This window comes from Jatrophihabitans fulvus (assembly GCF_054781375.1).
On sequence record NZ_BAAGUN010000008.1, the window covers coordinates 231,796 to 249,369 of the forward strand.

General features: G+C 74.3%; 18 protein-coding genes. 8 read left to right on the plus strand and 10 right to left on the minus strand.

The genetic code is table 11. The features are described 5' to 3' along the window. Nucleotides 1–12: 12 nt before the first annotated feature. Together ACYVP9_RS22355 and ACYVP9_RS22360 are read left to right on the plus strand one after the other, a co-directional pair. Nucleotides 13–639, plus strand: coding sequence for a TetR/AcrR family transcriptional regulator (locus ACYVP9_RS22355; protein ID WP_460607185.1), 627 nt, complete (start codon nucleotides 13–15; stop codon nucleotides 637–639). Nucleotides 640–742: 103 nt separating this feature from the next. Continuing rightward, nucleotides 743–970, plus strand: a complete 228-nt coding sequence (locus ACYVP9_RS22360; protein WP_460607186.1) for a DUF3107 domain-containing protein — start codon at nucleotides 743–745, stop codon at nucleotides 968–970. A gap of 5 nt (nucleotides 971–975) precedes the next feature. Here ACYVP9_RS22360 and ACYVP9_RS22365 read toward each other — a convergent pair whose 3' ends face one another. Continuing rightward, the gene (locus tag ACYVP9_RS22365; RefSeq protein WP_460607188.1) at nucleotides 976–1,644 is read right to left on the minus strand and encodes a ferritin family protein; all 669 of its coding nucleotides are present in this window, start codon (nucleotides 1,642–1,644) and stop codon (nucleotides 976–978) included. A gap of 139 nt (nucleotides 1,645–1,783) precedes the next feature. Between ACYVP9_RS22365 and ACYVP9_RS22370 the strand changes: the two genes are divergently transcribed. The 3 genes from ACYVP9_RS22370 to ACYVP9_RS22380 are packed head-to-tail and all read left to right on the plus strand — an operon-like array spanning nucleotide 1,784 to nucleotide 5,597. Next, nucleotides 1,784–3,475, plus strand: a complete 1,692-nt coding sequence (locus ACYVP9_RS22370; RefSeq protein ID WP_460607190.1) for a DEAD/DEAH box helicase — start codon at nucleotides 1,784–1,786, stop codon at nucleotides 3,473–3,475. Nucleotides 3,476–3,477: 2 nt separating this feature from the next. Beyond that, complete coding sequence (locus ACYVP9_RS22375) at nucleotides 3,478–4,782, plus strand: PQQ-binding-like beta-propeller repeat protein (protein WP_460607191.1); 1,305 nt, start codon at nucleotides 3,478–3,480, stop codon at nucleotides 4,780–4,782. Beyond that, nucleotides 4,782–5,597 carry an alpha/beta fold hydrolase gene (locus ACYVP9_RS22380; RefSeq protein ID WP_460607192.1) on the plus strand — a complete coding sequence of 272 codons (816 nt, stop codon included), beginning with the start codon at nucleotides 4,782–4,784 and terminating at the stop codon, nucleotides 5,595–5,597. Before ACYVP9_RS22375 ends, ACYVP9_RS22380 begins: the two co-directional genes overlap by 1 nt. 22 nt (nucleotides 5,598–5,619) lie before the next feature. Here ACYVP9_RS22380 and ACYVP9_RS22385 read toward each other — a convergent pair whose 3' ends face one another. The 4 genes from ACYVP9_RS22385 to ACYVP9_RS22400 are packed head-to-tail and all read right to left on the minus strand — an operon-like array spanning nucleotide 5,620 to nucleotide 8,042. Beyond that, nucleotides 5,620–6,420, minus strand: a complete 801-nt coding sequence (locus ACYVP9_RS22385; protein ID WP_460607193.1) for a RecB family exonuclease — start codon at nucleotides 6,418–6,420, stop codon at nucleotides 5,620–5,622. After that, nucleotides 6,417–7,268: a PHP domain-containing protein gene (locus ACYVP9_RS22390; RefSeq protein ID WP_460607194.1), complete on the minus strand. Its 852-nt coding sequence runs from the start codon at nucleotides 7,266–7,268 to the stop codon at nucleotides 6,417–6,419. The genes ACYVP9_RS22385 and ACYVP9_RS22390 overlap by 4 nt, the downstream gene beginning before the upstream one ends. A gap of 24 nt (nucleotides 7,269–7,292) precedes the next feature. After that, entirely contained in the window at nucleotides 7,293–7,868 is a 576-nt protein-coding gene (locus tag ACYVP9_RS22395; RefSeq protein ID WP_460607195.1) for a YdbT family protein, read from the minus strand. A gap of 15 nt (nucleotides 7,869–7,883) precedes the next feature. Further along, on the minus strand, nucleotides 7,884–8,042 hold the full coding sequence (locus ACYVP9_RS22400) for a hypothetical protein (protein WP_460607196.1): 159 nt from the start codon (nucleotides 8,040–8,042) through the stop codon (nucleotides 7,884–7,886). Nucleotides 8,043–8,151: 109 nt separating this feature from the next. Between ACYVP9_RS22400 and ACYVP9_RS22405 the strand changes: the two genes are divergently transcribed. After that, on the plus strand, nucleotides 8,152–8,583 hold the full coding sequence (locus ACYVP9_RS22405) for an NUDIX hydrolase (protein ID WP_460607197.1): 432 nt from the start codon (nucleotides 8,152–8,154) through the stop codon (nucleotides 8,581–8,583). Here the strand turns inward: ACYVP9_RS22405 and ACYVP9_RS22410 are convergent. Then, nucleotides 8,555–9,070 (minus strand): MaoC family dehydratase, encoded by a 516-nt coding sequence (locus ACYVP9_RS22410; RefSeq protein WP_460607198.1) that lies wholly within the window; start codon nucleotides 9,068–9,070, stop codon nucleotides 8,555–8,557. The two genes, ACYVP9_RS22405 and ACYVP9_RS22410, sit on opposite strands and share 29 nt — an antisense overlap. 62 nt (nucleotides 9,071–9,132) lie before the next feature. Continuing rightward, a complete protein-coding gene (locus ACYVP9_RS22415) occupies nucleotides 9,133–10,635 on the minus strand; it encodes a serine/threonine-protein kinase (protein WP_460607199.1) in 1,503 nt (500 codons plus the stop codon). Between the two features lie 147 nt (nucleotides 10,636–10,782). Between ACYVP9_RS22415 and ACYVP9_RS22420 the strand changes: the two genes are divergently transcribed. After that, on the plus strand, nucleotides 10,783–11,892 hold the full coding sequence (locus tag ACYVP9_RS22420) for a serine/threonine-protein kinase (protein WP_460607200.1): 1,110 nt from the start codon (nucleotides 10,783–10,785) through the stop codon (nucleotides 11,890–11,892). 5 nt (nucleotides 11,893–11,897) lie between these two features. Here the strand turns inward: ACYVP9_RS22420 and ACYVP9_RS22425 are convergent, their stop codons facing one another. Next, the gene (locus ACYVP9_RS22425; protein WP_460607201.1) at nucleotides 11,898–12,470 is read right to left on the minus strand and encodes a suppressor of fused domain protein; all 573 of its coding nucleotides are present in this window, start codon (nucleotides 12,468–12,470) and stop codon (nucleotides 11,898–11,900) included. Between the two features lie 33 nt (nucleotides 12,471–12,503). After that, entirely contained in the window at nucleotides 12,504–12,794 is a 291-nt protein-coding gene (locus ACYVP9_RS22430) for a WXG100 family type VII secretion target (protein WP_460607202.1), read from the minus strand. Between the two features lie 192 nt (nucleotides 12,795–12,986). Between ACYVP9_RS22430 and ACYVP9_RS22435 the strand changes: the two genes are divergently transcribed. Continuing rightward, nucleotides 12,987–16,973 (plus strand): FtsK/SpoIIIE domain-containing protein, encoded by a 3,987-nt coding sequence (locus ACYVP9_RS22435; protein WP_460607203.1) that lies wholly within the window; start codon nucleotides 12,987–12,989, stop codon nucleotides 16,971–16,973. Here ACYVP9_RS22435 and ACYVP9_RS22440 read toward each other — a convergent pair. Then, nucleotides 16,970–17,479 carry a DUF6912 family protein gene (locus tag ACYVP9_RS22440; RefSeq protein WP_460607204.1) on the minus strand — a complete coding sequence of 170 codons (510 nt, stop codon included), beginning with the start codon at nucleotides 17,477–17,479 and terminating at the stop codon, nucleotides 16,970–16,972. The genes ACYVP9_RS22435 and ACYVP9_RS22440 overlap by 4 nt on opposite strands. Nucleotides 17,480–17,574 lie beyond the last annotated feature (95 nt).

The following is a 17,574-nucleotide window of genomic DNA, read 5'->3' on the forward strand; positions in this document are numbered from 1 at the left end:
AGGGTTCCCGGCATGCCCAGCGCCGACGGTTCCGAGTACGGACGCGGTGCCCGCCTGCCGCGGTCGGCGCGCCGACGTCAACTGCTCGACGCCGCGCAGAAGGTGTTCGTCGCCAACGGTTACCACGCCGCCGGCATGGACGACATCGCCGAGCGGGCCGGCGTCAGCAAGCCCGTGCTGTACCAGCACTTCCCCGGCAAGCTCGAGCTGTACCTCGCCCTGCTCGACGAGCAGGCCACCGCGCTGGCCGACGCCGTCGTCGGGGCACTCGCCACCACCACCGACAACCAGAAGCGCATCCACGCCGTGCTGACGGCCTACTTCGACTTCGTCGACCGTGACGACGCCGACGGCGCGTTCCGCCTCATCTTCGAGAGCGACCTGGTCAACGACCCCGAGGTGCGCCGGCGCGTCGACTCGGTCACCGCGCGCACCGTGCAGGCCGTCACCGACACGGTCGCCGCCGACACCGGCCTCGGCAAGGCGGAGGCCGAGCTGCTGGCCGTCTCGCTCACCGGCTCGGCGCAGGTGGTGGCGCGGTGGTGGCTGACCAGCGATCGTCCGGTGTCGCAGGAGCAGGCCGTCGGTCTGCTCGAGGCCCTGCTGTGGCGGGGCATCTCGAACTTCCCGCGGCAGTAGCCGACCCTCGTTCGCTGTAGGCGCAGCGGGGGCGGCCGCCCGGCGACCGCCGCTCGACTAGCGTGGGTCGTACATCGTTGCTCGACCCAGTTGGAGGCAAGGCGTGGAGGTCAAGGTCGGCGTGCTGCACACTGCCCGCGAGATCGTCGTGGACACCGTGCAGAACGCGGAAGAGGTCGAGCAGGCCGTCGCGGCGGCGTTGAAGGACGTCAACGGGCGTCTCGAGCTCACCGACGAGCGCGGCCGCAAGGTCATCGTCCCGGGCAACCTCGTCGCCTACGTCGACATCGCCGAGCCCGAGGTGCGCCGGGTCGGGTTCGTCACCGACTGACGGGGCTAGCTGCTCAGCCCGAGGGCCGTCATCCGCTCCTCGTGGCGTGCGGTGATGCGCGACGACAGGTTCGCGACGCCCGACAGGTCGCCGCTGCCCTCGACGATCAGCATCATCAGCGAGTCCCGGTCGGCGAGCACGTGCTGGGTCTGGCTGATCGCCTCGCCCACCAGGCGTCGCGCCCACAACGCGAGGCGTCCCGCGACCGACGGCTGGGCGGCCACGGCGCGCTGCACCTCCCGCACCGCGAACTCCGCGCGGCGGCCGTCGGCGAGCACCTCGCGGATCAGCGTGCCGGTCGACGCGTCCACGAACGCGGCGACCTCGTTGTAGAAGTCGGCCGCCATGCCGTCGCCCACGTAGGCCTTCACGACGCCCTCGAGCCACGTCGAGGGCGCGGTCAGCTCGTGATAGGTCTCGAGCGCCGCGACGAACGGCGCCATCGCGGTGTCGGGCTCGCTGCCCAGCTCGCGCAGGCGGGCCGCCAGCGTCTCGTAGTGGCCGAACTCGACGGCCGCCATCGCCGACATCTCCGCCCGCAACCGCAGGTCTGGGGCCATGCGGGCGTCGTCCGCGAGCCGGTCGAAGGCGCTCAGTTCGCCGTACGCGAGGGCTCCCAACAGGTCGATCACGGCGTCCGCGGGAGGCGACTCGGACGGGGCGCGGGGTGACACCTCGGCAGGTTATCCCCCCGACGCCCTAGACTGGGTCTGCACGATCACTCGTATCTGCGCGTTGACCGCCTGCGTTCGCTGGCCCGACAAACCGGTAGCCGCCCCTCGGTCGACGCATCATTCGAACCGTAGGGAAGTTGTGACCGAAGAACTGTCGCCCGTCGAGGTCGACCACGCCACCGATCTGCCCGACTCCGTCGTCGCGGCCCCCGAGCCGGCCGAACTGGCCGCCCGCGCGCCCGTCAGCGACGAGAACCCCGCCTTCAGCGACTTCGACGTCAAGCCGGAGATCGTCCAGGCCCTCGCCGACGTCGGCATCGTCCGCACGTTCGCCATCCAGGAGCTCACGCTCCCCATCGCCCTTGCCGGCAACGACCTCATCGGCCAGGCCCGCACCGGCACCGGCAAGACGCTCGGTTTCGGCGTGCCGCTGCTGAACCGGCTCGAGCTGCCCGGCGGTGCCGGCGCGCTGCCGCAGGCACTCGTCGTCGCCCCCACCCGCGAGCTGGCCGTCCAGGTGTCGGCCGACCTCGCGAGCGCCGGCAAGCGGCTCGGTGCCCGCGTCGTCACCATCTACGGCGGCCGTGCCTACGAGCCGCAGATCGACGCGCTGAAGAAGGGTGTCGACGTCGTCGTCGGCACGCCCGGCCGGCTGCTCGACCTCGCGCAGCAGGGCCACCTGAACCTCTCGGAGGCCCGCATCGCGGTGCTCGACGAGGCCGACGAGATGCTCGACCTGGGCTTCCTGCCCGACATCGAGAAGCTCATGGCGATGCTGCCCGCCGGTCGCCAGACGATGCTGTTCTCGGCCACGATGCCGGGCCCGATCGTCACGCTCGCGCGCACCTTCCTCATCCAGCCGGTGCAGATCCGCGCCGAATCGGCCACCAGCATCCCCAGCACCTCGCACGTCGACCAGTTCGCCTACCGCGCGCACGCCATGGACAAGGTCGAGATGCTCGCCCGCATCCTGCAGGCACGGGAGCGGTCGCTGACGCTGGTGTTCACCCGCACGAAGCGCACCGCCCAGAAGGTGGCCGACGAGCTCGAGGACCGCGGCTTCGCCGCCGCCGCCATCCACGGCGACCTCGGCCAGGGCGCCCGCGAGCAGGCCCTGCGCGCGTTCCGCTCCGGCAAGGTCGACACGCTCGTCGCCACCGACGTCGCTGCCCGTGGCCTCGATGTCGAGGGCATCTCGCACGTCGTCAACTACCAGGCGCCCGAGGACGCGATGACCTACGTGCACCGCATCGGCCGCACCGCGCGCGCCGGCCGCAAGGGCACGTCCGTCACGTTCGTCGACTGGGACGACGTGCCGCGCTGGAAGCTCATCTGCGCCGAGCTGGACCTGCCGTTCGCCGACCCGGCCGAGACCTACTCCACCTCGCCGCACCTGCGCAGCGACCTCGACATCCCCGAGAGCGCCACCGGCACGCTGCCGCGCTCCGAGCGCACCCGCGCCGGCCTCGACGCCGAGCGGGTCGAGGACCTCGGCGGCCGCGACTCGGCGTCGGCGCGTCCGCGCAAGCCGAAGCGCGGCGACAAGCCGTCCGACAAGCCGTCCGAGCGGTCGTCGGAACGTGCGTCCGACCGTCCCGCCGGGCGCAGCCGCACCCGCACGCGCACCCGTGCCGGCCAGCCCGTCGACGGGTCGGCGGCGCCGGCGACCGCGGCGGCGTCCGACGCCGACGCGTCGGCCGCGTCGGCACCGTCCGCCGAGGGAGACGGTGGCGCGCCGCGCCGCCGTCGTCGCCGCGGCGGCCGTGGCCGCGGTGGCTCGGCCGCCGGTTCGGACGCGAGCGCCGGCAGCTCGGCCGCCGCCGAGGACTGAGCGTGGCCGACCCCGGCACGAGCCCGGCTCTCGCGCGCCACAACGCGCGCATGAAGCGGGCCCGCACGATCTACGTCTCGGCGATCACCGTCGTGGTCCTCGTGATCGGGGTGCTGGTCGTCGTCGCCTGGACGCGCGGCGAGACGTACAACACGACGCTGAAGACGGTCGCGAGCGCGCCGTCGTCGTTGCCGCTGGGCCAGCCCGGCCCGAGCGTGCGGCAGCGGTGGGGCGCCGACGGCCGGGCCGCCATCGGCTCACCGCAGTGGCGGGGAACGGTGGTCGTCTCCGGCGACCACACCGTGCGCGGCCTCGACGCGCGCACCGGCGAGCAGACCTGGTCGTACACGCGCTCGAACCGCTCGCTGTGCACGGCCGCGCAGCTCGCCGGCACGACCGTGGCGGTGTACCGGGTCAACGGCAACTGCGACCAGGTGACCGGCCTCGACTCAGGCACCGGCGAACGCCGCTGGACCCGCACCCTCGACATGGACGCCATGCCGGTGAACGGCACCCCGGTGTTCAGCACCGCCGCGCAGGGCGACTTCACGACGCTGCTCGTCCGCACGTCCGCGGTCATCTACGCGATCGACCCGAACAGCGGCTACAACCGCTGGACCTACACCCGGTACGGCTGTGCGATCACCGGCGCGGTGCTCGGGTCGGGCGGCGCGCTCATCAGCCAGCGCTGCGGCAACGCGCTGGTGTGCCAGGACAAGGTCAAGTTCTGCGGACGCGGCCCGCAACTGCTGCTGCGCAACGGCTACGACGGGCGCGACGAGGGCGACAGCGAGCAGAGCAAGGCGAATCCCGACCGCATCACCTGGAACCTCCTCGGCGTCACCGCGACACCCGTCTCGGCCGACGGGCTGGTGTCGGCCGTCTCGGGACGCACCCTGACCCACTACGACCAGGACACGGGCACCGTCGACGCGCGCACTACGCTCGCGGCGGCCCCGACCTCGCCGCCGACGGCCGTCGGCATCGGCAATCTCGAGATCGTGGACGTCGACGGCACCGTGTACGGCGTCACCGCCGGCACCGCCACGCCGACCTGGCGCGCGAGTTCGGCCACCGCGCCCACGGTGGTCGGTCCGGTCGCGGCCGAGCAGCCCACGCCGACCACGGCCCGGTTGACGGTCACCGACGGCCCCGACAACACCGACGTGCGCAGCCTCGACCCGGCCACGGGCGCGGGCGCCGGCACCACCGCGCTGCCGGCCGCGCCCGCCGCCGGGGCGCTCGTGTACCCGCTCGGCACCGGCTACCTCGTCGCCGGCCCCGACCGCACCATCGCCTACGCCTGATGTCGTCCCCGCTCGAGCGCGGTGCCGCCCGCGCCGCGTCGTACGCCGGCCTCGCCGCGCTGGAGTCCGGTGCGGTCGACGGGCAGACCGTCCTGCTGGTACCGGGGTTCACCGGCAGCAAGGAGGACTTCGCGCCGGTGCTCGACCCGATCGCCGCCGACGGCCGCCACGCCGTCGCGATCGATCTGCCCGGCCAGTACGAGTCGCCGCCGCTGCCGACCGGGTCGAGCTACCTGCCCGAATCGCTCGGACGGGTCGTGCTCGACGTCGCCGCCGCGCTGGCGCCTCGCGTGCACCTCGTCGGGCACTCCTACGGCGGGCTCGTGAGCCGGGCCGCCGCCATCGCGGCACCGGAACGCATCGCATCGCTGACCCTGCTGTCGTCGGGTCCGGCCGAGATCGGCGGCGACCGCCGGTTCCTCATCGACCACCTCGAACCGGTGCTCACCGAGGGCGGCGTCGCGGGCGTGTACGCCGCCGCCCAGGCGGTCTCGCCCGAGGACGGCCGCACCCCCGAGCTGGCCGCGTTCTACGAGACCCGCTTCCTCGCCCAGTCGGCCGAGATGCTGGCGGGCATGGCGCAGGGACTGCGCACCGAGCCCGACCGGGTCGCCGACCTCGCCCGCGCCGGCGTGCCCCTGCTCGTCGTGCACGGTGAGGACGACGACGCCTGGCCACCGGACGTCCAGCGCGAGATGGCCGAACGGCTCGGCGCCCGGTACGAGGTGGTCGCGGGTGCCGCGCACTCGGCGGCGATCGAGAACCCGGCCGTGCTGGTCGAGGTGCTGCGCGACTTCTGGGCGTCCCGCGCCTGACCCACGTCGACCGGACGGGCGGTCAGGCGAGCCGCGCCGGCAGGCCGTCCCAGGTCTGGCGCGGCTCCGACGCGGCGCGTCCCTCCGGGCACAACCGGCGGTAGTCGCACCAGCCGCACCCGGGCGACGGCGCCGGTGCCCAGGTGCGGTCGGCGCGGATGGCGTCCGCGGTGCGTTCGGCCTCGGTGACGTGGGCGGCCAGCGACGCGTCGTCGTGCTCGTGGGTCGCGACCGTGCCGGTCGGCAGATGGTGCAGCTCGACGCGCCGGACGTCGCGCCGCAGCGTCCGCGACGCGCACACCGCGTACAGCGCGAGGGCGGACGACTGCGCGGCGTCCGCAGCGGTGGGCGTCCGCGAGCCGGTCTTGTAGTCGACGATCACCGGGCCGCCGTCGCGCTCGTCGATGCGGTCGACCCGTCCCGACAGCGCGAGCGAGCCGGTGCGGGTCGCGACGGTGCGTTCGACGCCGATCGGCTCGTGGGCGGGGTCGACCTGCGCGAGATAGTCGGACACCCAGTCGGCGACGAGCTCGCAGGCCCGCGCCGACTGTCGCTCGTCGCGGAACCCGGCAGGGGTCCAGTTCTGCTCGACCAGCTCGACGCCGCGTTCGGGGACGCGCTGCGAGCGCGGCAGGTGCCACCACCGGTACAGCGCCACGTGGGCGACCGCGCCGACCGTGCTGCGCGCCCACGGCAGGGTCGCCGGGGCGGGACGGTCGACGTAGCGGAAGCGGTAGGCGCGCGGGCACTCGTACGCGGCCAGCCGCGCCGGGGTGGCCGCGAACAGCGGCTGCGGCATGTCGCCGAAGCTGAGCTGGGTCATACCGGGGTCAGGGCGGTCGGACGGTCGAGCAGCTGCTCGTACACGGCCGGGTCGGTCAGTTGCGCGCCGATCGCGGTGGTCTTGTTGCTGCCGTGGTAGTCGGACGACCCGGTGCCGAGCAGCCCGAGCTCGTCCGCCAGCCGGGCGGCGTGGGCGGTGTCGCCGGGCTCGTGTGCCGGGTGGTGCACCTCGAGCCCGACGAGGCCGGCGGCCGCCATCGCCGCGACGGTCTCGTCCGAGACGATCGGGCCGCGCTTCTGCGCCATCGGGTGCGCGAACACCGGCACTCCCCCGGCCTCGAGCACGAGCGCGATGGCGGCGAAGACGTCGGTGTCGGCCTTGCGCACGTAGTACGGGCGGCGCGAGCTGAGCAGTTCGCCGAAGGCGGCGTCGACGTCGGGCACCACGCCGCTCTCGACCAGCGCGCGTCCGATGTGGGGCCGGCCGACCGAGCCGCCCGCGGCCAGCCGCTCGACCTGCTGCCACGTGATCGGGTACCCGTCCGCGGCGAGCCGCTCGACCATCGTGCGGGCGCGGGAGACCCGGCTGTCGCGCAGCCGCTGCCACTCGGCCCGGATCGCCGGGTGCTCGCCGTCGACGAGGTACGCGAGCAGGTGCAGGCTCACCGGACGGCCGTCCGCCTCGACGTGCAGACAGGAGAACTCGACACCGCGCACGACGGTCAGCCCGTCCGGTTTCGCGGCGAGCGCGGCGTCCCACCCGGCCGTCGTGTCGTGGTCGGTGATGGCGACGACGTCGAGCCCCGCGGCTGCGGCCGTCCGGATCAGGTCGGCCGGCGAGTCGGTGCCGTCGGAGGCGGTGCTGTGGGTGTGGAGGTCGATGCGCATGCTGCGACCGAGCTTAGGCGGGGGTTACGGCAGGTCCCGGTGGCGGTAGCGGACTCCCGCGTCCGGCAGGCTCGGCAGTTCCTCGGTGACGTACTCGCCGGGCGAGCCGTCGAGGTCGGGGTCGCCGACGGAGTTGCCCTCCAGGACGAGGGAACGGAAGCGGCGGTAGAACGGCAGCGCCTTGCCGATGCGCCACAGGTGGTGGGTTCCCGGGTGGTCACCGGGGGCGTCGACGTGAATGGTCGCGTAGTTCAGCCACGAGCCCAGCAGGCTCTCGGTGACGCGCATGCCCGACACCCGCTCGAGTCGCAGCCACGCCTCGGTCCGTGACGTCTCGAGCACGCCGTGCACGTGGATGATGCGCTTGTTGGTCAGCCACAACTGCTCGGACGCCCACAGCCGCCAGCGCAGGAACCCGAGCAGGGCCGCGACGACCACGAGTACGAACGCCCACGGCCACGGCCAGATCCAGGCCGCGAGCAGCAGCACGGCGAGCGTGATCAGCGAGCTCCTGCGTGGCCGGCGGCGCACCAGCATCACCCAGTGCTGGTGGGCGTGATAGCGGGGCGCGACCTTCTCGGAGGCCAGGAAATCGGGCACGTCGCCGGGCTCCGGCTAGGAGGAGAGCTTCTTGACGAAGTCGCCGATGCCGTGCGCGACGTTGACGACCGCGTCCCATGCGCCGTTGGCGATGGTCGCTGCCGAATCGGGCTGGGTCACGATGTAGAACAGGACGAACGCGGCGACGAGACCGATCACGGCGGCCTTGACCATCCGGTTCCTCCTCTCGGCGCGAACGAGCAGGACCACGGCGGTCCGAGTCTGTTCCTACCGCATCGCACCACCCGTCCCACGCACGCCGCGCCGTAACAGGAGTGAACACATGCCACAGCCGTCACACGTCCCCTGTGCCGGGGCGGTCGTCGTGGACGACGCCGGGAGGTTGCTGCTCATTCGCCGCGGCCAGCCGCCGGCCGAGGGCACGTGGTCGCTGCCGGGCGGACGCTGCGAGCCCGGCGAGTCACCGCAGGACGCGTGCGTGCGCGAGGTCGCCGAGGAGACCGGGCTCGCCGTCGAGGTCGTCCGCTGGGTCGGGCGGGTCGAGCGCGACGCGCCGGACGGACGGGTCTACGACATCGACGACTACCTCTGCCGCCCGACCGGCGGCACGCTGCGCGCCGACACCGACGTCACCGACGCGCGGTGGGTCGACCGGGCCGCGTTCGACGAGCTGACGCTGGCGCCGCTGCTCGCCGAGACGCTGGCCGGGTGGTCGTTGTTGCCCGCTACTTCTTCTCGCGGGGAACCGGCGTAGGGCGACCCGGCTGCTCGCCGCCGCGCGCGTCGACGTACTCCCGCGTCGGCACCATGACCTTGCGCCGGAAGATGCACACGATCGTGCCGTCCTGCTTGTAGCCGATCGTCTCGACGTGCACGATGCCGCGGTCGGTCTTCGACTTCGACGGCGTCTTGTCCAGCACGGTCGTCTCGCCGTAGATCGTGTCGCCGTGGAACGTCGGCGCCACGTGGCGCAGCGACTCGATCTCGAGGTTCGCGATCGCCTTGCCGCTCACGTCCGGCACGGACATGCCGAGCAGCAGCGAGTAGACGTAGTTGCCGACCACCACGTTCTTGCCGAAGTCGGTCGTCTTCTCGGCGTAGTTGACGTCGAGGTGCAGCGGGTGGTGGTTCATGGTCAGCAGGCAGAACAGGTGGTCGTCGTACTCGGTGACCGTCTTTCCGGGCCAGTGCTTGTAGACCGCCCCGACCTCGAACTCCTCGTAGATCCGCCCGAACTGCACCTGCTGCCTCCTGGACTCGGCTGGGATTCAGTCGGGACACAGTGTGCCGGGTGATCGCCGTCTCAGCCGATGCGGGTGAGCACGGTGCGGCTCTCGACTCGCGTGGCCGGGCAGGACGCGATCGCCGGTCCGCTCGCGCTATAGGTGCCCTTACCGGTCGCCGCCGACCCGTCCGCGGGCAGGTACAGCGTCCGGACGATGGTGTACTCGGACCTGGCGCGCGTCTTCCCCGACTTCGTCTCGACGCAGCGGAACGGTGTTCGCGTCGTCGAGCGCAGCACGCCTCCCGTCCCGCTCAACGACGTCGTGCCCGTGCTCGTGGTCATGAGCGACAGAGAGCACGCACGGCCCACGGCGCAGGTCCTCCGGATGGTCCACGTCGTCGTGTCACGCTGCCCCACGGAAACGGTGACCGAGCCGGTCGCGACGGTGACGGTCGTGACCGCCCGGTACCGGATGACGGTGACGGTCGGTGCGGCGTTGCTCGGGGTCGCGCTGGTCGTCGCGGCGGACGGGCTGCCACCCGACCCGGCGGCGACGACGCCAGACGTCGTACCGCGCGTGTTGGGGCCGCCGGGGTCGTCGTCCCCGCCGGTCAGCGCGACGGCCATGGCGCCGACGGCGACGACGGCCGCGGCGGCGCCACCGCCAAGCAGGTAGCGGCTGCGCAGCGACCCGCGGGCAGCCTTGACACCCGCCGCGGCGGCGCCTCCGTAGGCGGTGCCGACGGTGGGACCGACGGTGTCGTCGAGCACCGCAATCGGCACACCCGCACCCGAGAACGGCGCACCGAGGCCCGCCGCTACGAGGCCCGCCGCGGCCGCGCCGGCGGCGGCGCCGAGGCCGGCCTCGGTCCACCACCCGGAGCCGTAGGTGTCGGTGGCCGCGTCGTCGAGGGCGGCGAGGAACGCGGCGGCGTCGGGAAAGCGGCCGTCAGGGTCGGACGACAGCGCGCGGTCGAGCACCGGACGCAGGCCGGCGTCGACACCCTTCGTGCTCGGCTCGCGCTCGGTACGGCCGTGCAGCAGCGCGGCGAGAACGGCCGCGGCCGCGTACACGTCGGCCGCCGGCGTGACCGCCCGTCCTGCCGTGGTCTCGGGCGCCGCGTAGGCGCCGGTCGACGGACGGGCCTCGTCACCGGATCGCACGGCCGAACCCAGGTCGACCATGCGGGAGCGTCCGGCGGTGTCGACGAGCACGTTGCCGGGCGACACGTCACCGTGCACGAGACCGGCCCGGTGGATGTCGGCCAGCCCGAACAGGGCTCCCCGCACGACGCCGAGCGCCTGCTCGCGAGAGAGCGTCCCCGCCTCGCGCAGCACGTCGCGCAGCGTCGCGCCGTCGACCCACTCCTCCACGACGAAAGTGCGGCCGGCGTCGGTGACGACGCCGTGCACGCGCACGAGGTGCGGGCTGTCGAGCGAGGCCAGTGCCCGGGCCTCGCGCACGGCGTCGTCGCCCGGCACCTCCTTGAGCGCGACGACGCGGTCGAGGGCGACGTCACGCGCCTGCCACACCGTGGCGCTGCCCCCGGACACCCGACCGAGGATCTCGAAATCGCTCACGCCCACCACCCTTTGTGCGCCGAGTGGGAACCGAATCTATGGGGGGTGCGCGGCCACGTACAGAGGGATCTAACGGGCGTGCGGGGCCTACCGTGACGATCCGGCGCCCACTCGGCGGCATCGTGGCGTACGCCCTACGATCCGCGCATGCCGGTGCCGCCGCACGCCGCGAGCGCGCCGATGCCCGAGGGGTACGAGTTCGTGCACGTCCTGGGTGGCGGCGGCTGCGGCTGGGTGGCGCTCGCACGGCAGCACGCGCTCGACCGGCTCGTCGCCGTCAAGACACTGCACGCCGGCACGGCCGACCCGACCGAACGGTTGCGCCTGGAACGGGAGGGGCGGGCGCTCGCACGGGTGCGCGACCCCCGCGTGGTGGCCGTGCACGAGATCGCAGAGGTCGGGGACGACCTCGCGCTGGTGCTCGAGTACGTGCCCGGCGGCGACCTGCAGGACGCGCTCGCCGAGCACCGGCTCGACGGAACGGGCGTTCTGACCGCCTTCGTCGACGTCGCCGGTGCGCTCGCGGCGGCGGCCGAGGCGGGCGTCGTACACCGCGACGTGAAGCCGGCCAACGTGCTGCTGACCCCGGAGGGCCGCGGCAAGCTCGGCGACTTCGGCATCGCACGGTTGGCCGCGGCGACCGGGGCGTTCCGCACCGGAGGCACGACGGTCATCGGGACGCCGCGGTACCTGCCGCCCGAGCAGGCGACCGATCCGGAACACGAGTCGCCGGCGGGCGACGTCTACAGCTTCGCGGTCATGGTCTACGAGGCCTTGCTCGGACGTCCTCCCTTCACGGCCGACAGCGCCCCGGCGATGCTCTTCGCGCACCTGCACATCCCGCCCCCGCGACCACGCTCGCTGCGGCCGTCGGTGTCCGCCGAGGTCGACGCGGTGCTGCAGGACGCGCTCGCCAAGGACCCGACGGCACGGCCGCCGATCGCAGTGGTCGCAGAGGTGCTCGCGCGGCATCCCGAGGACTGGACGCATATTCGCGCGGATACGCGCAAAGACGACGGACCTACTGCGGACGTCCCGTCCGAGTACATACACGCCGACCGGGCCGCCGACGAGACAGCAGCCGTGCGGACGGCGGCCGTCCGCTGGGCGGACACCGCACCCGTCGTCACCCCGACGGTCTTCCGACCGTCGACCGCATCCGCACCGACGGCGAGGCCCCCGCGTCGCGGGGCGGCGCTGGTCGGACTGGCCGTGGGTGTCGCGCTGGTGATCGTGCTGGTGCTGCTGCTCGGCTGAGCCGGTCAGGACAGGTCGACCCCGGCACGCCCCAGGTCGAGCAGGTCGACGTCGGGGCTCTCGAGGCGCTCGCGCAAGGCGTCCGCGCCGCGCACCCGCGCCCAGGCCAGTTCGTTCGCGGTGACGGGAAGGGCCTGCAGCACCGACACTTCGCCCTCGGTGGTGACGACATCGGCGATCGGCGACGACGCCAGCAGCACGCCGCTGCAAAGCGAGCCGGTCACCAGCGGTTCGCCGAGGTCGACCGTGCGGCCGGCCGCGTGCACGATGCCCTCGACCGCGGGGGCCGCCGCGAGGATCGCGAGCTTGCGCCAGACGTCGGCGTAGTCGTCGACGGGGTCGCGGAAGTGCAGCGCGAGCTCGGCCCGCGGGCCGTCCGTCGCCACCACCGCCTGCTCCGCACCGGTCATCGGGTGACGCGACATGCCGAGCGACACGTAGGCGCGCTCGCCGGGGATCGGTTCGAAACGCAGCACCTCGATGCGGTCGACACCGAGGAACGACACCGACGCGCGCTGCGGGCGGTGCCCGAAGTGATCGACCAGCGCCTGTTCGACCGTGTCCAGAACGTCCGCCACGGGAACCGACGGTAGCCGTGACGATCGGGGCGATCACCGGAAGGTCGCCGCGATCTGCTGCTCGGCCTCGGCGTAACTGCCGCCGGCGCGCACCAGCAGCGCCGCGATGCCGTCGAGTGCGTCGGCCAGGCCGCGGGCGTGCTGGTCGAAGGTCTGGTACAGCGCGGTGAACTGGCCGGCCGCGACGCCGGACCAGTCGGCCCCGAACAGCGGGGACAGCTGCGCCTTCAACTGCTGATGCTGACCGCGCACGTCGGCGGACACGCGCTGGGCGGTGCTACCGAGCGTGGCGAGCTGGTCGGGAGTGACTTTCAGGGACGGCACGGGCGCTCCTCGGGTGGATTCGTCGGGTGGATTCGTCGGGTGGATTCGTCGGACGGGCGGAGACCGGACGGTAGGCCGGCGGGCCGACCTCGCGCCGCCGCCAGGGCGACGGTTGTGGACAAGTGCCGGTTGTCCACAGCCCCGGCCGGAGCCGGGGCCCGTCCGTCGGTGCACGCGGTGAGACTGCGCCGCGTGCAGATCGACATCACCGTCCGCGGACCGGCCGGGGACCACGACGTGCGGGTCACGCTGCCACCGGACGGCACCCTGCCCGCGTCCGTCGCCGAGTCGCTGCGGACGCTCGCGGGCGCCGAGCGGCTCCCCGCCGGTCCGCTGCGTCCGGGCCGGCTGCTCGAGAGCGACGACGGTCGAGCCGACACGGCTCACGGATCGGACGGGCTGCTCGAACTGCACGTCGTCGGTGGCGCCGGCGCGGGCCGGGTCGTCGCACTGCGTCGCGGCGTCGAGATCGTCGGCCGCGATCCCGGCTGCGATATCGTGCTCGACGACGACGCCGTGTCGCGGCGGCACACGGCGCTCGCGGTCGCCCGCGGTGCGGGTGGCGCGCAGGTCGTGGTCCGTGACCTGCAGTCGACCAACGGCACGCTCGTCGACGGCGTCCCCGTCGGCGCCGACGCGCCGTTGCCGCCCGGCGCTGCGCTGCGCATCGGCGACACCCTGCTCGCCTTACCTGCGGCGGACGACCCGCCCCCACCCGCGCCGACCGTGGTCGAGCGGCACGTCGCGCCGCCGGCCGAGCGTCCGGGACGGGTGCAGTGGGTGACGGCGTTGCTGCCCGCGGTCGCGGGGGTCGCCGTCGCCGTCGCGCTGGGTTCGCCCCAGTTCCTGCTGTTCGCGTTGCTGTCCCCCGTCATGGTGCTGTCCGGGGCGCTGGGCGACCGCGCGCACTGGCGCCGAGCGCGGCGGCGGGCGGCGGTCGCCGCCCGCGCCGACGACACCCGCGTGACCGTCGCCGTGGCCGAGGGGCTGGCCCGCGAACGCTCCCGCCGACGCCACGACGCGCCCGATCCCGTCGCCCTCGCCCGCGCCGCCCGCACCGGCGCGGCGCCGCTGTGGGACCGCCCCCGCACCTCGCCCGCGTTCCTCACCGCGCGGCTGGGCACCGCGGACCTCCCGGCGCAGTTGGCAGTGCGCGACGTCGAGGGCGGCGACGCGTCGGCGGGGGTGCTCGCCGCGGTGCCGCTCACGGTGCGGCTGGCGGACGGGCCGCTCGCCCTGGTCGGGCCGCGGGGTACCGCGCTGGCGGTCGCACGCTGGGTGGTCGCCCAGGCGCTGGTCCGTTCCCCACCCGACGAGGTCGAGCTCGTGCTGCTCGTCGACGACGTGACCGAACGCGACTGGCGATGGTGCCGGTGGGCTCCGCACCTGCGTTCCGCGCCGGCATCGGGCGTGCCCGGCCGGGCACGGGCCCTCGACGCTCTCGCGCGGGCGTCGGCAGGGCCCGCTCCCCTCGTGGTCGCAGACCTCGTCCGGGCGGCGGACCTCGCCGCGCTCGACCTGCCGGCCGCCGCGATCGTGATGGCCGCGCCGGACCGCGCGCCGCTCGGGTGCGCCGCGACACTGCTGCTCGGCAGCGGCGCCCGGGCGACCCTCACCCGAGGTGGACGGGCGGACGTCGAGCTGCTCGCCGACTGCGTCGCGCCGTCCTGGGCGGACGGACTGGCGCGCTCACTCGCGGCTCGCGCCTTCTCGACCGCGGGCGGCACCGGCGGCACGGGCGGTGACGTGCTGGCGCTCGCCGACACCGACCCGGTCGTCGCCGCCGCGACGGCGGGCGACACCGCCGCCGTCCTGGCGGGCTGGCACGACCACGGCGACGGAGCCGACCGAGCCGAAGCGGTGCTCGGTGTCACCGACGGCGAGCCGTACGTGCTCGACCTGGCGGCCGACGGTCCGCACGCGCTGGTCGCGGGAACCACCGGCTCGGGCAAGTCCGAGCTGCTGCGCACGCTGGTCGTCGGGCTCGCGGTGCGCCAACCGCCCGAGGCGCTCGTGTTCCTGCTCGTCGATTTCAAGGGCGGCGCCGCGTTCGCGGGCTGCACCGGGTTGCCGCACGTCGCCGGCGTGCTCACCGACCTCGACGCGGGGGTCACCGGACGGGCGCTGCGCGCGCTGCAGGCGGAGCTGCGCCGGCGCGAGACCGTGTTCGCCGCCGCCGGGGTCGCCGACCTCGCCGGGCTGCGCCGTGCCGGTGGCGCGGGTACCGCACCGGTTCCGCGCCTGGTCGTGGTCGTCGACGAGTTCGCCGAACTGGCCGTGCAACTACCCGACGTGCTCGCCGGCCTCGTCGCCGTCGCGCGGCGCGGCCGCTCCCTCGGTGTCCACCTCGTGCTCGCCACGCAGCGGCCCGGCACGGCGGTGTCGTCCGAGATCCGGGCCAACACCGCGATCCGCATCGCCCTGCGCACCGCCGAGCCCGGCGAGTCGTCCGACGTCATCGGCACCGACGACGCGGCGCGGCTCGACCCCCGCCAACCGGGGCTCGCGCTGGTGCGTGCCGCCGCCGGTCCGGTGCGCGTGCGGACCGCCCTGGCGGGAGCCCCCGCCGCCCGGCCGGGCGTGGCCCCGCTCGACGGCTGGCGCCGACCCCTGGCCGGCACGGCCGTCGCATCCGACCTCGACCCCCTGGTCGCGACGATCGCGCTGGCGGCCGGGCAGCGTCCCGCCGCGCCCCGGCCGCCCTGGCCGCCGCCGTTGCCGCGCGCGGTCCCCCTGTCGTCACTGCCGGCGCGCCACGATTCGGGCAGCGGCGGCGGCGCCGACGGGATGCTCGCGATCGGGTTGCTGGACCTTCCCGACCAGCTGCGCCAGCCCGCGCTGACGATCGGTCCCCACGGCGGCGTGCTGATCGTCGGACGGGCGGGCAGCGGCCGCACCACTGCCCTGCTCACCGTGCTGGCCGCCGCGCTGGGGAGGCCGTCGGCGGGCCCGCCGCGGGTACCGCACGTGCACGTCGTGGGCGGCGACCTCGCCGTCGCCGCCGCACCGCTGGCGCACGGCACGGTGATCGGCGACGCGGACCTCGACGTCCTGCCCGCGCTGCTGCATCGGCTCGCCCGGCGCGGCCGGCGCCGGGACGGAGCGACCACACTGCTGCTGCTCGACGACTGGGACCGCACGCTGCCTGCGCTGCCCGACGCCGACGCCGTCGCGGCGGCGACACTGCTCACCGACGTCGTCCGGGCGGCATCACGGACGGCGACGCTCGTCGTGGCCTCCGGTGGACGTGACCTGCTCGGGGCACGGGTGGGCGGCGGTTTCGAGACCCGACTGCTGCTCGACCTCGCGCATCGCGACGACTACCTCGCCGCCGGGCTCGGCCGCGACCTCCCGGCGCGCTTCCCGCCCGGCGGCGGCGTCCGCGTCGCCGACGGTTCGATGTTCCAACTCGCTCACCCGGGAGCGGTTGCCGACGCGCCCGCAGCGTCCGTGGTCGCCCGGCTCGCGGAGCAGACGCCCCCGCCCCACGACGCGCTGCGACTGCGACCGTTGCCCGCGCGGATCGCCCTGGACGACCTGCCGCCCGCGCGCGCTGCGTCGCTGCGGCTCGGGCCGGCCGGCGACCTCGGCACCTGCCTCGACCTCGACCTGGTTGCGACGGGCGGCCGCCTGCTCGTCAGCGGCCCGCCCCGGTCCGGGCGCACGACCGCGTTGCGGGTGCTGCTGCTCGAAGCCGTCCGCGCCGACATCCCGGTGCGGGTGCTCGCCCCGCCGCGCTCGCCGCTGCTCGCGACCGCGCTCCGGCTCGCACGCCGCGGCCACGAGGTGCGCACGGTCCTTGCCGGCGACACGAGACCTCCACCCGGCTGCCTCCTGCTGGTCGACGACGCGGTCGCCGCGGCGGAGTCCGACGCCGGGCAGGCCCTGGTGGAGCACCTGCAGGACACGACCGACGGTCGGGCCGCAGTCGTCGCCGTCGCCCGCAGCGACGAGGTGCTCGCCGACTACCAGGGCCTCGTCGCCACGGTGCGGCGCGAGCGCTGCGCGGTGCTGCTGCGGCCGGGGCCGGGCGACGGCGAACCGTTCGGGGTGCGCACCGCCGAGCGCGCGGTGACGCTTCCGCCGGGCCGCGCCCTGCTGATCGGCGACCCCCGCTGGCATCCGCTGCTCGCGTCACCGGTGCACGTGCAGATCGCGGACCCGGGGGCGGCGGACTAGATGCTCTCGAGCAGGGCCCCGAGTTCCTGGTTGGCGTACCAGGACAGTTCGAAACCCTCGGCGTCGTCGACCTTCTCCTGCGAGCCGGCGTCGCCGAGGTCGGCGGCGATGACCGCCTCGGCCGCCGCGGTGATCGTGTTCTCGGCGTCGGCGTCGTCGACGTGCAGCGACGCCACGTCACCCAGGGAGACCGGCACCGTCAGCTGCACCACGCCCCGGTCGAGGTCGTCACGCACCTCGACGGACGCGTCCGGCGCCTCGACGGCGACGACCACACGCCGGCGGGCGGCGCCCTCGTCCGAGTCGATCAGCCGCAACGAACCCCGGGCGGCCTCGACCGACGCCGCGTACTCGAGTTCCTCTTGGTCGTCGTCGGCGTCGCTGCGCACGTACCACTCGCGCAGGCCGGGCGTGACCGCGAAGGCGGTGAGCGGCGGGGTGCCCAGTACCCCGGTGTCGTGCAGTTCGCGCAGCATCGTCGTCGTCGCCGGCACGTACACCCTCACCGCGCCACCTCCTCCTCGGTCGAGCGGCCCACGCACGCTCCCGTTGTCGTCGTCATCGTCGTCATCGCCGTCATTGCCGTCGTCGCCGTCATCAT